12 protein-coding genes are annotated in these 13,519 nt (G+C 71.5%); 10 read left to right on the forward strand and 2 right to left on the reverse strand.

Translation table 11 applies throughout. The features are described from left to right. Positions 1 to 51: 51 nt before the first annotated feature. The 5 genes from AB0H21_RS00670 to AB0H21_RS00690 are packed head-to-tail and all read left to right on the forward strand — an operon-like array spanning position 52 to position 5,654. On the forward strand, positions 52 to 1,656 hold the full coding sequence (locus tag AB0H21_RS00670) for an ABC transporter substrate-binding protein (protein WP_358509454.1): 1,605 nt from the start codon (positions 52 to 54) through the stop codon (positions 1,654 to 1,656). Next, positions 1,653 to 2,759, forward strand: coding sequence for an ABC transporter permease (locus AB0H21_RS00675; RefSeq protein WP_358509457.1), 1,107 nt, complete (start codon positions 1,653 to 1,655; stop codon positions 2,757 to 2,759). The genes AB0H21_RS00670 and AB0H21_RS00675 overlap by 4 nt, the downstream gene beginning before the upstream one ends. Then, positions 2,756 to 3,631: an ABC transporter permease gene (locus AB0H21_RS00680; protein WP_358509460.1), complete on the forward strand. Its 876-nt coding sequence runs from the start codon at positions 2,756 to 2,758 to the stop codon at positions 3,629 to 3,631. Before AB0H21_RS00675 ends, AB0H21_RS00680 begins: the two co-directional genes overlap by 4 nt. Next, the gene (locus tag AB0H21_RS00685) at positions 3,628 to 4,656 is read left to right on the forward strand and encodes an ABC transporter ATP-binding protein (protein ID WP_358509463.1); all 1,029 of its coding nucleotides are present in this window, start codon (positions 3,628 to 3,630) and stop codon (positions 4,654 to 4,656) included. The genes AB0H21_RS00680 and AB0H21_RS00685 overlap by 4 nt, the downstream gene beginning before the upstream one ends. Continuing rightward, the gene (locus AB0H21_RS00690) at positions 4,653 to 5,654 is read left to right on the forward strand and encodes an ABC transporter ATP-binding protein (protein WP_358509466.1); all 1,002 of its coding nucleotides are present in this window, start codon (positions 4,653 to 4,655) and stop codon (positions 5,652 to 5,654) included. Before AB0H21_RS00685 ends, AB0H21_RS00690 begins: the two co-directional genes overlap by 4 nt. A 100-nt stretch (positions 5,655 to 5,754) precedes the next feature. Here the strand turns inward: AB0H21_RS00690 and AB0H21_RS00695 are convergent, their stop codons facing one another. Next, positions 5,755 to 7,581, reverse strand: a complete 1,827-nt coding sequence (locus AB0H21_RS00695; protein WP_358509469.1) for an FAD-dependent monooxygenase — start codon at positions 7,579 to 7,581, stop codon at positions 5,755 to 5,757. A gap of 56 nt (positions 7,582 to 7,637) precedes the next feature. Then, positions 7,638 to 9,086, reverse strand: a complete 1,449-nt coding sequence (locus AB0H21_RS00700) for an amidohydrolase family protein (protein ID WP_358509472.1) — start codon at positions 9,084 to 9,086, stop codon at positions 7,638 to 7,640. A gap of 211 nt (positions 9,087 to 9,297) precedes the next feature. Here AB0H21_RS00700 and AB0H21_RS00705 point away from each other — a divergent pair, with 211 nt between their 5' ends. The 5 genes from AB0H21_RS00705 to AB0H21_RS00725 are packed head-to-tail and all read left to right on the forward strand — an operon-like array spanning position 9,298 to position 13,510. Continuing rightward, a complete protein-coding gene (locus tag AB0H21_RS00705) occupies positions 9,298 to 10,488 on the forward strand; it encodes a CoA transferase (protein ID WP_358509475.1) in 1,191 nt (396 codons plus the stop codon). Continuing rightward, positions 10,481 to 11,341: a citryl-CoA lyase gene (locus AB0H21_RS00710; RefSeq protein ID WP_358509477.1), complete on the forward strand. Its 861-nt coding sequence runs from the start codon at positions 10,481 to 10,483 to the stop codon at positions 11,339 to 11,341. Before AB0H21_RS00705 ends, AB0H21_RS00710 begins: the two co-directional genes overlap by 8 nt. Beyond that, on the forward strand, positions 11,334 to 12,197 hold the full coding sequence (locus AB0H21_RS00715; RefSeq protein WP_358509480.1) for an extradiol ring-cleavage dioxygenase: 864 nt from the start codon (positions 11,334 to 11,336) through the stop codon (positions 12,195 to 12,197). Before AB0H21_RS00710 ends, AB0H21_RS00715 begins: the two co-directional genes overlap by 8 nt. Then, positions 12,194 to 12,553 (forward strand): hypothetical protein, encoded by a 360-nt coding sequence (locus AB0H21_RS00720; RefSeq protein ID WP_358509483.1) that lies wholly within the window; start codon positions 12,194 to 12,196, stop codon positions 12,551 to 12,553. Before AB0H21_RS00715 ends, AB0H21_RS00720 begins: the two co-directional genes overlap by 4 nt. Positions 12,554 to 12,556: 3 nt before the next feature. Then, positions 12,557 to 13,510, forward strand: coding sequence for a zinc-binding alcohol dehydrogenase family protein (locus AB0H21_RS00725; RefSeq protein WP_358509486.1), 954 nt, complete (start codon positions 12,557 to 12,559; stop codon positions 13,508 to 13,510). The last annotated feature ends 9 nt before the right edge of the window (positions 13,511 to 13,519 follow it).

Raw genomic sequence — 13,519 nt, forward strand, 5'->3', positions numbered from 1 at the left:
CCCCGGGAGGGACCACTTCCCAGATCCACCCCCTGCTCCCTTGGGAGAGCCATGTCACCCCACCGATTCCCGGCCCACCGCCGGCTCGTCTCCTCCACTCTCGTCCTGCTTTTCGCCGGTGGTCTGGCCGCGTGCGCCGACCAGCGGCCCGCGGCCGCGCCCGGCGGCGACACCCTGGTCGTGGACACCGCCTTCAACGCCAAGAGCCTCGACCCGGCGCGGATGTTCCAGCCGACCGACTTCTACGCCGAATCGGCCCTGTACGACACGCTGCTGAAGTTCAAGGGCAACGACCTCAAGGAGCCGGTGCCCGGCCTCGCCGAGCGCTACGAGGCATCCGACGACGCCACCACCTACACCTTCCGGCTACGCAAGGACGCGGTGTTCTCCGACGGCTCCCCGGTCACCGCGGCCGACGTCGTCTTCTCCTACAACCGGCTGAAGAACGTCAAGGCCAGCCCGGCGTTCCTGATGGACGGACTGACCGTCACCGCCAAGGACGACCGGACCGTCGTGATCAAGGCGGAGCGGGCCGTGCCCGAGCTGCCCAGCCTGCTCACCGCGCCCAACTTCGGCGTGGTCAACGCGGACCAGGTCAAGGCGCAGGGGGCCACCGACGCCGAGAGCGCCGACAAGAGCGACACCGCCGAGCGGTACCTCAACACCGCATCCGCGGGCAGCGGGCCGTACGTCCTGGAGGGCTACAGCAACACCTCCCAGATCACGCTCACGGCCAACCCGAAGTACTGGGGGACCAAGCCGGCCTGGCAGCGCGTGGTGATCCGCAACGTGACGGCACCGCAGCAGCAGTTGCTGAACGTCGAGGGCGGCGAGAGCCAGATCGCGCTCGACCTGTCGGGACGGCAGGCGCAGGGCGTGGACCAGAGCGCCTTCACCGTCACCAGCGACCAGGCGCCGGAGGTGCTGTACCTCGCGGCGAGCCAGGCGAAGGCGTCCGCCACCGCCGATCCGAAGATCCTGGCCGCGATCCGGGCCGGCATCGACTACCAGGGCCTGCTCCAGGTGGCCGGCCCCGGAACCGTGCAGGCGGCGGGCCTCGTGCCCTACACCTTCGTCGGCGCGCTCGACGCCGCCGAGGCCCCGAAGTACGACCCGGAGCGGGCCAAGGAGTTGGTGGCCCGGTCCGGCGTCACCGCGCCGAAGGTCACCCTGGACTACGCAAGCGACTACCACCGCCTGGCCGGGCTGGACTACGCCACCATCGCCCAGCGCATCCAGAGCGACCTGAAAAAGATCGGCATCGAGGTGACGCTGAACCCGGCGCCCACCGCCACGTCGCTGCAGCGGTACGTCGACGGCCAGACCGAGCTGGCGCTGTGGTCCTACCCGCCCGACTTCACCGACCCCGCCAACCTGGTCGCCTTCGGCCCCGGTGGCTTCCTGGCCAATCGGGTCCACTGGAGTGAGAAGGACTCGCCCGAGGCCGCGAAGCTGACCGAGTCGGCGCCGACGGCCAAGGGCGACGCCCGCGCCGCCGCCTACCAGGCATGGCAGCGCGCCCTCAACGACGGCGGCCCGTTCCTGCCGCTGCTCGTGCCGACCACGGTGACGTTGTCGTCCACGCGGGTGACGGATGTGGCGCGCAACCCCATCACCGGCATCGATCTCGGCGCCGTCGGGAAGAAGCAGTCGTGACGGTGGTGGAACGCCGGAAGGACCCGGCCGGCGTGCTCGCGCCGGCCGGGCCGGACCCGACCGGCCGGCCCGCCTGGTGGCGCCGTCCATTCCCGCGGTACGTGCTGCGCCGGCTGGGATCCTCGGCCCTTATCCTGCTCGGCGTCACGTTGGTGGCCTTCCTGCTCACCACGGTCGTGCCGGCCGACCCCGCGACCGCCAACCTGGGCCAGCGGGCGCTGTCGGACCCCGAGACCGTGCAGCGGTTCCGGGAGCACTACGGCCTGGACCGGCCCCTGCCCCTGCAGTACCTCACCTACCTGGGCAACCTGCTGCGGGGCGACTTCGGCCAGTCGCAGCAGACCCTGCGGCCGGTCAGTCAAGACCTGCTCCAGTTCGCGCCCGCCACCCTGGAGCTGGTGCTGAGCGCCACCCTGGTGGCCCTGCTGGTGGGCGTGCTGTGCGGGGTGGCCGCCGCCCGGCGGCGCGGCGGCTGGTTCGATCGGATCGCCCGGCTTTCCTCGCTGACCGGGGTCAGCCTGCCGATCTTCTGGATCGCGCTGGTGGCGTCGGTGGTGTTCTTCCGCGGGCTGCGCCTGCTGCCCGGCAGCGGCCGGCTGGACCCGGCGCTGGTCAAGCCGCCTCAGGTGACCGGCTTCCTCACCGTCGACAGCCTGCTCGCCGGCGACTGGCATGCCTTCGGCTCCGCGGTGAGCCACCTGGTGCTGCCCTCGGCGGTGCTGGCCATCTCGGTCGTCGGCATGGTGCTCAGGTTCACCCGCACCGCGGTGCTGGAGGCACTCGGCACCGACTTCGTCAAGGCGGCCAGGGCCAAGGGGCTGCGTGAGCGGGACGTGCTGTGGGGCTACGCCGTCCGTTTCGCGTTCGGCCCGCTGGTCACCGCGACCACGTTGTCGTTCGGGTTCATGCTCGCCGCCACCGTCTACGTGGAGCAGCAGTTCTCCTGGGGTGGCATCGGCCAGTACGCCTACCGCAGCTCCACCAATCTCGATCTGTCCGCGGTGATGGGGGTGAGCATCGTCATCGCGCTCGTCTTCGTGTTGATCAATCTCGCGGCCGACCTGCTCTACGCCCTGTTCGATCCGAGGATCCGGCTCCGATGACCCCCACTCTCACCGATACGGGCGCCGCCGTCGCCCGGCGGCCCCGCCTGCCGATCCGCACCCGCGGCGCCGAAGTCGTCGCCGTGGCCGTACTGCTGGCCTGGCTGGTGGTGATCGTCGCGGCTCCGCTGCTCGCGCCGCACGACCCGCTCACCCAGGACGCCGCGCCGCTGTCCGGTCCATCCGCGCAGTACTGGTTCGGCACCGACGCCGCAGGACGCGACGTGTTCAGCCGGGTCCTGTACGGCGCCAGGCTGTCGGTGCCGCTGGGCCTGGTGCTCGTCGCCGCCACCGCCGTGGTCGGCACCGTGGTCGGACTGCTCGCCGGCTTCTTCGGCGGCTGGGTGGACGAGGTCCTGATGCGCGTCGCCGACGTCGTGTTCGCCTTCCCCGTGATCATCCTCGCCATGGCCGTGGCGGCCTCACTGGGGCCCTCGCTCACCAACGCGGTCCTCGCCGGCGTGCTGGTGTGGTGGCCCGCGTACGCCAGGACCGTGCGCAGCGTCGTGCTGGGCCTGCGCGAGTCGGAGTTCGTGCTGGCCAACCGGCTGGCCGGGGTCGGCTCCGTACGGTCCATGTTCGTGGACCTGCTGCCGTCCGTGGCGGGCCCGGTGCTGGTGCTCGGCATGCTCGACGTCGGCGCGGCCATCCTGCTCCTGTCCGGGCTGTCCTTTCTCGGGCTCGGCGCCCGCCCGCCGGAGCCGGAGTGGGGCGCGCAGGTCTCCGAGTCGCTGCAGTACTTCGACCAGTGGTGGCTGGCGGTCTTCCCCGGCCTGGCCATCGTGACCGTGGTGCTCGCGTTCAACATCATCGGGGACGCGCTGCGCGACCGGCTGGACCCCAAACTACGCCAGGCAGGTGAACACGCATGACCACCCCATCACCCGCCCAGGACCTGCTGACCGTCACCGACCTGTCGGTGAGGCTGCGCACGGCGAGCGGCCCGGCCACCGTGGTGGACGAAGTGAGCCTCGCCGTGGCGCCCGGCCGGATCCTCGGCATCGCGGGCGAGAGCGGCAGCGGCAAGACCATGACCGGCATGACGCTCGTCGGGCTGCCGCCGGCCGGTGCCACGGTGACCGGCTCGATCCGGCTGGACGGCCGGGAGCTGACCGCCCTGTCCGAGCCTGGCTGGGCGGCGGTGCGCGGTGGCCAGATCGCCATGGTGTTCCAGGACCCGTCGTCCAGCCTGCATCCGATGCTCACCGTGGGCCGCCAGCTCACCGACCACATGCGCCGCCACCTGGGACTGTCCCGCACGGCCGCGGCCGCGCGGTCGGCCGAACTGCTGGGCCTGGTCAGGCTGCCCGACCCGCGGGGGGCGCTGCGGCTGTACCCGCACCAGTTCTCCGGCGGCATGCGCCAGCGGGTGGCGATCGCGGTCGCGCTGGCCGCCGAGCCTCGGGTGCTGATCGCCGACGAGCCGACCACCGCTCTGGACGTGACCGTACAGGCCGGCATCATCGACCTGCTGGACGAGTTGCGTCACGACACCGGGATGAGCATTCTCCTGGTCACCCACGACCTCGGCGTCATCTCTGCGCTCGCCGACGAGATCGCCGTCTTCTACGGCGGCCGCATCGTGGAGAGCGGCCACGCCGCCCAGGTGCTTGGCGCCGCGCGCCACCCCTACACGCGCGGCCTGCTGGAAGCCCTGCCCCACTTCTCCATGGAGACCCGCCCGGCCGGCGGCAAGGCGACGGGCCGCGGCTTCGTGCCCATTCCCGGCGTGCCGCCCACGGCCGGTTCGCTGCCCGCCGGCTGCGCCTTCCATCCCCGGTGCGCGCACGCCGCCCCGGCGTGCCAGGAGCGCCGCCCCGAGCTGCTGCCCCTGACCGGCCCGTCCTCGGCCTGCCACCGTCTCGCCTGCCACGTCGATCCCTGGAGGCCGTCATGACAACCAGCCCCGCGGCTCCGCTGCTCCAGGTGCGTGACGCGGTCGTGGAGTACACCCGCAAGGACCGCCCGGCGGTGCGGGCCCTGGCCAGGGTCTCGCTCCAGGTGGCCGAGGGCGAGATGGTCGGCGTCGTCGGCGAGAGCGGCTGCGGTAAGTCCACCCTCGCGCGGGCCATGACCGGGCTCGCCCCTCTGGCCTCGGGAGAGATCCTCTTCTCCGGCCGGCCGGTCGAGCCGCTGCGCCGCCGGCGGCGGTCCGCCCGGCTGCTGCCCCTTCAGATGATCTTCCAGGACCCGTACGCCTCGCTCAACCCCCGCCGCCGGATCTCGGCGCAGCTCGCCGACGTCATCCGGGCGACCGGCAAGGGCACCACCGGGCATCGGCCGGTCGGCGAGCTGCTGGAGCGGGTGGGGCTGCCCGCCGCCGCGGCGGACCGCTACCCCCACGAGTTCTCCGGAGGCCAGCGCCAGCGCATCGCCATCGCCCGGGCGCTGGCCACCCGGCCGTCCCTGATCGTCGCCGACGAGCCGGTCTCCGCCCTGGACGCCTCGGCCCAGGCGCAGGTGGCCGCCCTGCTCAGGGAGATCGCCCGTGAAGACGGCGTCACGCTCGTGCTGATCTCCCATGATCTCGCGGTGGTGGGAGCGCTGTGCGACCGGGTGGTGGTCATGTACCTCGGCGAGATCGTCGAGGAAGGCCCCACGGAACGGGTGTGGTACGCGCCCCGCCACCCCTACACGCGGTCGCTGCTGCGCGCCGTACCCGTCCCCGACGGCACCGGGCGCAAGCCGACGGCTCTCACCGGCGAGGTCCCCGACCCCGGGCGTCCGCCGTCGGGATGCCGCTTCCACCCCCGCTGCCCGCTCGCCATGGACCACTGCCGGGAGGAGGCCCCCGCACACGGCGAAGTGGACGGTGGCGGGTCCGTGGCCTGCTGGGCCGTGTACCCGCCCGCAAGCCGGCGAATTCTTGCTCCGGCTGACCCGAATCTCTCGTAACAGACAGGTGGTCGACCCGATAAGCGAGGTAATAGCGGACAACATCGGCATCGATGGCGCGGCGCCGGCCCGCGTCCGGGTGCTCGCAACCTGACCGGGCTTATCCGGCGGCTGCTTGTGAGGATGGGAGGGGCGTCGCCGCGTCCGCGGGGGCGACGATCGTGTCCAGTGCGAACTGCAGGGCGGCCCGGGGGTCGGCGGGGAGACCTGTGCTGCGCCAGGCGACGATCGTGTCCGGCCGTATCAGAAGTGCGCCGTCGCCGCCGACCTCGCGCAGTTCCGCCCACCGTCCCTCGGTGTCGTGACGCGCCCTCCCGGTGCCGGGTCCGCTGCCCACCTCGATCAGGTCGACCAGCCCGGCCAGGGGGTGGACGACGCCGCTGAGCGCCTGGCGCCAGGCGTCGGCCTGCTCGTCGACGACCAGGGCGAACCTGCCTGGCGCCACCAGGTCGAGGGTCGACGCCAGGCCGTCCGGCGTGGCCAGCCAGGTGTGCGGGACATGGTGGCCGGGCGCGGACGTCGGCCGGTACACGAGCATGTCCTCCGGCACTGAGGCCCCCCCGCCCTCGGCGACCAGCGCACCGGCCCGGTAGGAGAACCCGTTCTCCGCGCCGTGGGCGTGGAACTCCTTGTCGAGCAGCCGCATCGTCTCCTGAATGGTCGCCCGCTTGGCGTCACCCTCGGGGCCGTCCGACCACAGCGTCTCCAGCGCGGCCCATCCCTCGGCGGGCGGTGTGGTGGGCGAGAGGCCGAGTGCGACGTCGACGACCCCGCCGTGGCTCTGGAAGTTGTACAGCGAGGTCTCGGCGACCGCGAGCGCCACCGGGCGCCGCTCCAGCTCGTAGCTGTCCAGCAGCCCGGCCAGGTACGGCGGGCTCAACGCCGCGGCGAGCTTCCAGGCCAGGTTGTGCACGTCCTGAATGCCGGTGTTGAGCCCGAGCGCGCCCCACGGCGGGATCCGGTGCGCGGCGTCGCCGACCAGGAAGCAGCGGTCCTCGCGGAATCGCTCTGCCACCACCGCCTGGAGGTACCAGTGGCTGATGGAGTGCAGTGACACCTCCAGGTCGGGCAGGCCGAGCGAGCGGTTGATACGCCCGCACATGGCCTCCTCGTCGAACCGCTCCGGATCGTCGGGGAGGAACGCGCAGGCGAACACCCACTCTTTGGACACGCCTTCCGGCGTCCACGGCCCAAGGTGGTAGAGGTAGCCGCTGCCGATGGACCCGCCGAAGTCCGGGTTCACGAACCAGTTGATCAGGCAGCCGTCATCGGGCAGGTACGGGCTGAGGTCGGCGCTGAAGTGCGCGCTGACCATGTCGATGAGGTTCGTCGGCCCGGCCATGGCGACGCCGAGCCGGTCGGCGACGGTGCGGCCCCCGTCCGCGGCCACCAGATACTCCGCGCGCACCTGCCGGGTGTGCCCGTCGGCGTCGGTGACGGACACCGTCACGTCGTCCGGGCCCTGTTTCACGGTGGTCACGGTGGCGCCGAAGACCACGTCGGCCAGGGGCGAGGACTCGGCGTGGCGCCGCAGGATCGGCTCCAGCCTGATCTGCGGGAGCATCGTGTAGTGCGACGGGCTGGCCTGGGCGTACTCCTCGGCGTAGACGCCACCGCCCCACGCGTCCCGCACGGCGATCTGCCGGCCGTGCAGCGGTGTGGGGCCGGCGAACGAGGTGTACCAGGCGGTCCGGCTCACCGTGTGCGGCGGCGCGGCGGCCGCGTCGATGTCGTCGGCGAGCCCCGCGGCGCGCAGGATCTCGATCGTGCGCTGGTTGAGCCCCACCGCCTTCGGGTGCACCGAGGTGCCCTGGTGGCGCTCGAATACGGCGTGCCGCACGCCGAGCCGGCTGAGCAGGATCGAGGCGGTGAGCCCGACCGGGCCTCCGCCCACGACGACGACAGGGTAGTGGTCCGTGACGGTCACTTGTTCGACCTCCGTTGACAGCCGGCGCTTCTGTTGCAGGTGTTGATGGGTCGCGCTCAGCGGCTGTGCGTCGAGGCGCTGTGGTAGTCGGTGTAGGTGTAGGGGTTGTCGAGGATGGTCGTCTCGGGGATGTCGGGGTTCATCCCCTTCTGCCACTCCTCCTCCCCCATCGTCGACCGTAGGTATTCGACGGTCTGCTCGACCTGGCGCCGGGACGCGGCGAGGTCGACGCCGACCAGGCGGTGCTCGTGCTTCACCACGCGACCGTTGACGAGGACGGTGTGCACGTCCCCGCGCTGGGCCTGGAACGCGACGTGGCCGAAGGGGTTGAGCAGCGGGAAGGAGACGGGCGAGTGCTCGTTCTTGATGAGGACGATGTCGGCCTTCTTGCCGACCTCGAGGCTGCCGAGCTCGTGGTCGCGGCCGAGGGCGCGTGCCCCGCCGCGGGTGGCCCAGTCGACGACCTGGTCGGCGCGAAGGGCGCAGTGCGTGACGGTGCCGCCGTTGGCGTGTGCTTCCATGTGCTCGCGGGAGCGGTCGGCGCCGAGCGTGGTGCGCATGGCGGAGAACAGGTCGCCGCTCCACCAGACGCTGGTGTCCATCGAGAGCGACACCGGGATGTCGTGGGCGCGGATGGCCCAGGTGGGCGGGTAGCCCTGGCCTGCGCTCTGCTCGCTCTCGGTGGAAACCGAGATGGAGCCGCCGGTGGCGGCGATGCGGTGGTAGGAGTCCGCGGAGAGCGAGGCGGCGTGCACGTACACGGTCTCGGGGGTCATGTAGCCGTTGTCGTACATGAGCCGGATGCCGTCGTCGCCGGTGGCGCCCCACACGCCGGCGTGGGTGGTGACCGGGACTCCGAGTTCGCGGGCGACTTCGAAGGCGGGCTTCTCGGGGAAGGCCGGGTCGCCGGTGACGTCGAACGCGATCTGGAAGCCGAGCATGTCGTCACCGGTGATCCGTCGGCGTACGAAGTCGCGGAACTCCGGCGCGGCGGTCCACTCGGCGGGGGCCTGCTGGATGTTGCCGTAGGCGAGCACGAACCGGCCGGGCACCGACCGAAGCGCGTCGGCGGCGGCGTCGGCGTGGTCGACGGTCCGCAGGCCGTGCGACCAGTCGACGACGGTGGTGACGCCGGCGTCGATGGCCTCGATCGCGGCGAGCACGTTGCCCGCGTGCACGTCCTCGGGGCGGAACAGCTTCCCGTGCTCCAGGTAGTACCAGACGAAGTACTGCGTCAGGGTCCAGTCCGCGCCGTAGCCGCGCATGGCGGTCTGCCACATGTGCCGGTGGGTGTCGATCATGCCGGGCATGACGATGCCGTCGGTCGCGTCGATCACGACCGTGCCCTCCGGGACCGGTAGATCGGGCCCCACCGCGGCGATCCGGTCGCCGGCGACGAGGACGTCGGTGCGGGCGAGCACCTGGCGCCTGTCGTCCATGGGCAGCACCGTTCCGCCCCGCAGCACCACGGGGCGTCCGGGTACGAACTCGGTCCGCTCGTTCATCGATAACTCCTCACCGCACGTCCGACCGGGTTACGCGGCACAGGCCGATCTTCCGAACGATTGTCCGCCACACGGTCACATCTGTTCGCCGTTACTTTACGAGCGCCGATGAAGGTGTCAAGGGGCAGAGCTCTTTTGGCGTACGCTCCGGGTGTGTCAGAATCGATTTGGCGGACGGATGTCCGTTAAGCGGACAAGGAGGGGTAGTCGGATGACAGAAGGCGCCGCGCCTGAGCGGCCGAGCGGGGGCGGGCCACTGTCCGGCGTACTGGTGGCCGACTTCTCCCGGATCCTGGCCGGCCCGTATGCCACGATGCTCCTGGCGGACATGGGCGCCGACGTCATCAAGGTCGAGGGGCCGAAGGGGGATGACACCCGCAGCTGGGTGCCCCCGATGCGCGAGGGGGTGTCGACCTACTACCTCGGGGTCAACCGGGGAAAGCGGTCGATCGCGCTCGACCTGCGCGACGAGGCCGACGCCGAGGTGGCACGGGAGCTGGCCCGCCGCGCCGACGTGCTGATCGAGAACTTCAAGCCGGGCGGGCTGGACAAGTACGGGCTCGGCTTCGAGTCCGTACGGTCCGCCAACCCCGGCGTCGTGTACGCCTCCATCAGCGGGTTCGGCTCCGGCGCCGGCAGGAACGTGCCGGGTTACGACCTGATGGTGCAGGCGATCTCCGGCCTGATGAGCCTCACCGGCGACCCGGACGGCCCGCCCTACCGCGCCGGCATCTCGGTGTTCGACGTGATGGCCGGCAACCACACCGTAATAGGCGTCCTGGCCGCGCTGCGGCACCGCGACGCCACCGGCCAGGGCCAGCACGTCGAGGTCAATCTCCTGTCGTCGGCGCTGACCGGGCTGGTCAACCACAGCTCCGCCTACGTCGCAGGAGACGTCGTGCCCTATCGCATGGGCAACGCGCACCCGAGCGTGTTCCCGTACGAGCCGCTGCCCACCGCGGACAACGACCTCATCGTCACCGCCGCCAACGACGGGCAGTTCCGCAGGCTCTGCGAGGTCCTCGGCATCCCCGAGATCGCCGACGACCCGAGGTTCGCCGGGAACGCCGACCGCACCGAGCGCCGCGAGGAACTGCGTCCCATTCTCACCGAGCGGCTCGCCGGGCGCGGCGCGGTCGAGTGGTTCGAGTTGCTGGTCGAGGCCGGGGTGCCGAGCGGGCCGATCAACACCATCGACGGCGGGTTCGCGATGGCCGAGCGTTTCGGGCTCGATCCGGTCGTCGAGGTCGGCGAGGGCGGCCGATCGGTGCCGACGACGCGGCATCCGATCCGGTTCTCCGAAACCCCGGCCGGTTACCGGCTGCCGCCGCCCGAGCTGGACGAGCACGGCGAGGAGCTGCGCGAGTGGCTGACCGCTCCACAGGGGGACGGCCGTGGCTGAGCAGGCGAACAGGCCGGAGCGAATCGACCGGCCGGAGTACCCCACCGCGCTCGGGGCGTCGTCGCTGAAGTCGATCACCCTGCTCGGCCACGACCTGGCCGAGGACGTCATGGGCAAGGTCGGGTTCGGCGAACTGGCCTTCTGGCTCGCGACCCAGCGGCGGCCCACGCCGGGCGAGACCCGGGTGTTCGAGGCCGTGCTCGCCGCGCTGGCCGACCACGGGTTCACGCCCACCGCGATCGTGACCCGGCTGACCTACCTGTCGGCGCCGGACTCCATCCAGGGAGCCCTCGCGGCCGGGCTGCTCGGCGGCGGATCCCGCTTCCTGGGCGTCACCGAAGACTGCGGCCGGTTCCTGCACGACGTGCTGACCTCGCTCGACGGCCAGCCACCGGCCGACGACACCGGCTGGGACGCCCTCGCTCTGGAGACCGTGCGGGCCCAGCGGGAGGCGAGGAGGTTCATCCCCGGCCTCGGCCACCATGTGCACAAGGAGGGCGATCCGCGCACCCCGCGGCTGCTGCGGATCGCCGCCGAGGAAGGCCTGTACGGGCCGCACCTGTCGCTGTTCGCCGCGATCGGCCGCGTCCACCCGCAGGTGCTGGGCAGGACGTTGCCGCTCAACGGGGCCGGCGTCTGCGGTGCGGCGCTGGCCGACCTGGGCCTGCCGCTGGAGCTGCTGCGCGGCTTCGCGCTGCTCGCCCGCACCGCTGGGCTGATCGGGCAGCTCGCCGAGGAGCTGCGCCGCCCGGTGGGCAACGAGATCTTCCTGTCGGTGGACCTGAACAACCGGTCCGTCGCACCGGAGCCGTACACCCCCGCCGTCGATGCCACTGGAGGTTCGCATGGCTGAACTGGTCGCGGTGATCGCGTCCACTCATCACCCCTTCTACTACCGCGCCAGCACCTCCACCGGGGAGGACCGGCCGCCGTTCGCCGACGAGTGGGTGCGCAAGGTGGAGGCTTTCCGGGAGACGCTGACCAAGGCGCGCCCGGACGTGCTGGTCATGGTCGGCTCCGACCACTTCCACCAGTTGTGGCTGGACAACATGCCGCAGTTCCTCATCGGCAAGGCCCCCTTCTACGACGCGAACTTCTACAACGAGGAACGCGAGTTCGGCCTGCCGAGGATGTTCTTCACAGGCCAGGAGGACCTCTCGGCCTACGTGCTCAGGGAAGGGCTGGACGCGGGATTCGACCTCGCGTTCTCCAACGAGCTGCGGATCGACCACTCCATCACCTGCCCGATCATCACCCTGCGCCCGCAGAACGACCTGCCGATCGTGCCGATCTACACCAACATCTTCGCCCCTCCCCTGCCGCAGCCGAAGCGGTTCGTGCAGCTCGGACGCACGATCCGGCAGCTTGTCGAATCCTGGCCCGAGAACAAGCGGGTCGCGGTCATCGGCACCGGGCACCTGTCGCTCGAACTCGGCGGACCGCGGCAGTTCGGCCCGCACGGGCCGGATCCGCAGTTCGACCAGAAGGCCGTCGAGTGGATCTCGTCGGGGGACATCGAAGGCTGCCTGGCCGAGGTCACCCTCGACAGCCTGCACCTGCCCGGCAACGCCACGCACGGCTTCATGGACTTCATGCTGATGATGGGCGTCGCAGGCGAGGGCAGTAAGGCCGACTACGTCGACACCTACGACCTGTTCCACACCATGGAGGCCTACTTCACCTGGTACCCGAACGGAGTTCGGTCGTGAGCAAGTACCTGCTGAACAAGTTCCTGTTCACCGTCGACCGCGACCCCGAGCTCGTCGAGCGCTACCGCGAGGACCCGAGGGCCACGGTGGAAATGTGGGAGGGCGAGTACGCCAATCGCATCCTCAACTGCGTCGACGGCGAGTCTTCCACCTGGCTGCGGTTCGACGACACCGAGCGCGAGGCCCTGGCCACCCACGACTACCCGAAGCTGTTCGATCTGGGCGCGCACCCGTTCCTGACGCTCACGCTGTTCATCGCCATGTTCGAGCGCGACCACGAGCCGATGGGCTTCCAGACCGAGTACGCCCGGCGGCTCGCCCACGTGACGATGCCCTACCCCGACATCGCGACCTGAGCCGTGCGCGCCGCGGAGATCCAGGAACCCGGCCGGCCGCCGCTGCCGGCCGACCGTGCCGCGCCCGTGCCCGGGCCCGGCGAAACACTTGTCAAGGTCGGCGCCGCCCCGATCACCCCGCTGGACGTCCTGTGCGCGAGCGGCACGTCCTACTTCGGCAGGCCGGCCACCCCGTACGTGCCGGGCGTCCAGGGGGTCGGGACCGCCGGCGGGAGGCCGGTGTGGTTCACGACCTCGGCCGGCATGGCCCCGGGTGACGGGAGCATGGCCGAGACCGTCTCAGTGCCCACGGAGGACCTCGTCGAGCTGCCCGAGGGGGTGGACCCGGTCGCCGTCGCAGCGCTCGGGCTCTCCGCCGTCGCCGCCCACATGGCTCTGACCTGGCGTGGCGGGCTCGCCGCCGGTGAGCAGGTCCTGGTGCTCGGCGCCGGTGGAGTGGTCGGGCAGGCCGCGGTCCAGCTCGCCCGCATCGCCGGCGCGCGCAGGATCGTCGCGGGCGCGCGCTCACCGGCCGCGCGGGACCGTGCGAAACAGGCCGGTGCCGACGCCGTCGTCGCGCTCGACACCGACGACGTCGCCGAGCTGACGGCACGCTTCGCCGCCGTCGCCGACGGGCCGGTCGACCTGGTGCTCGACCCGCTCTTCGGCCCACCGGCGGCGGCAGCCGCCCGCACCCTGCGCGCGGGCGGCAGGCTGGTCAACCTCGGAAGCTCCGCCGCCGAGACCTGCCCCATCGACTCTTCCACGCTCCGCAGCAGATCGCTGCGGCTGCTCGGCTACACCAACAACGAACTGAGCCCCGAGCAGCGCGCCGCGGCGATCACCATGGTCGCCGAGCAGGCCGCGCTCGGGCGGCTGAAGGTCGCCCACGAGATCGTGGCGCTCGACGACGTCGAGCGGGCGTGGCTGCGCCAGGCCGGTGGCGCAGCGGCGGGCCGGATCGTCCTGGCTCTGTGAACGGCCTAC

This window comes from Sphaerisporangium sp. NPDC051011, assembly GCF_040653595.1.
GTDB lineage: Bacteria > Actinomycetota > Actinomycetes > Streptosporangiales > Streptosporangiaceae > Sphaerisporangium.

Excerpts from the sequence above, each read along its gene's own strand:
- AB0H21_RS00715 (WP_358509480.1), top strand. The coding sequence starts at position 11,334 with ATGGCTGAACTGGTCGCGGTGATCGCGTCCACTCATCACCCCTTCTAC.
- AB0H21_RS00690 (WP_358509466.1), top strand. The coding sequence starts at position 4,653 with ATGACAACCAGCCCCGCGGCTCCGCTGCTCCAGGTGCGTGACGCGGTC.
- AB0H21_RS00680 (WP_358509460.1), top strand. The coding sequence starts at position 2,756 with ATGACCCCCACTCTCACCGATACGGGCGCCGCCGTCGCCCGGCGGCCC.
- AB0H21_RS00685 (WP_358509463.1), top strand. The coding sequence starts at position 3,628 with ATGACCACCCCATCACCCGCCCAGGACCTGCTGACCGTCACCGACCTG.
- AB0H21_RS00700 (WP_358509472.1), bottom strand. The coding sequence starts at position 9,086 with ATGAACGAGCGGACCGAGTTCGTACCCGGACGCCCCGTGGTGCTGCGG.
- AB0H21_RS00705 (WP_358509475.1), top strand. The coding sequence starts at position 9,298 with ATGACAGAAGGCGCCGCGCCTGAGCGGCCGAGCGGGGGCGGGCCACTG.
- AB0H21_RS00670 (WP_358509454.1), top strand. The coding sequence starts at position 52 with ATGTCACCCCACCGATTCCCGGCCCACCGCCGGCTCGTCTCCTCCACT.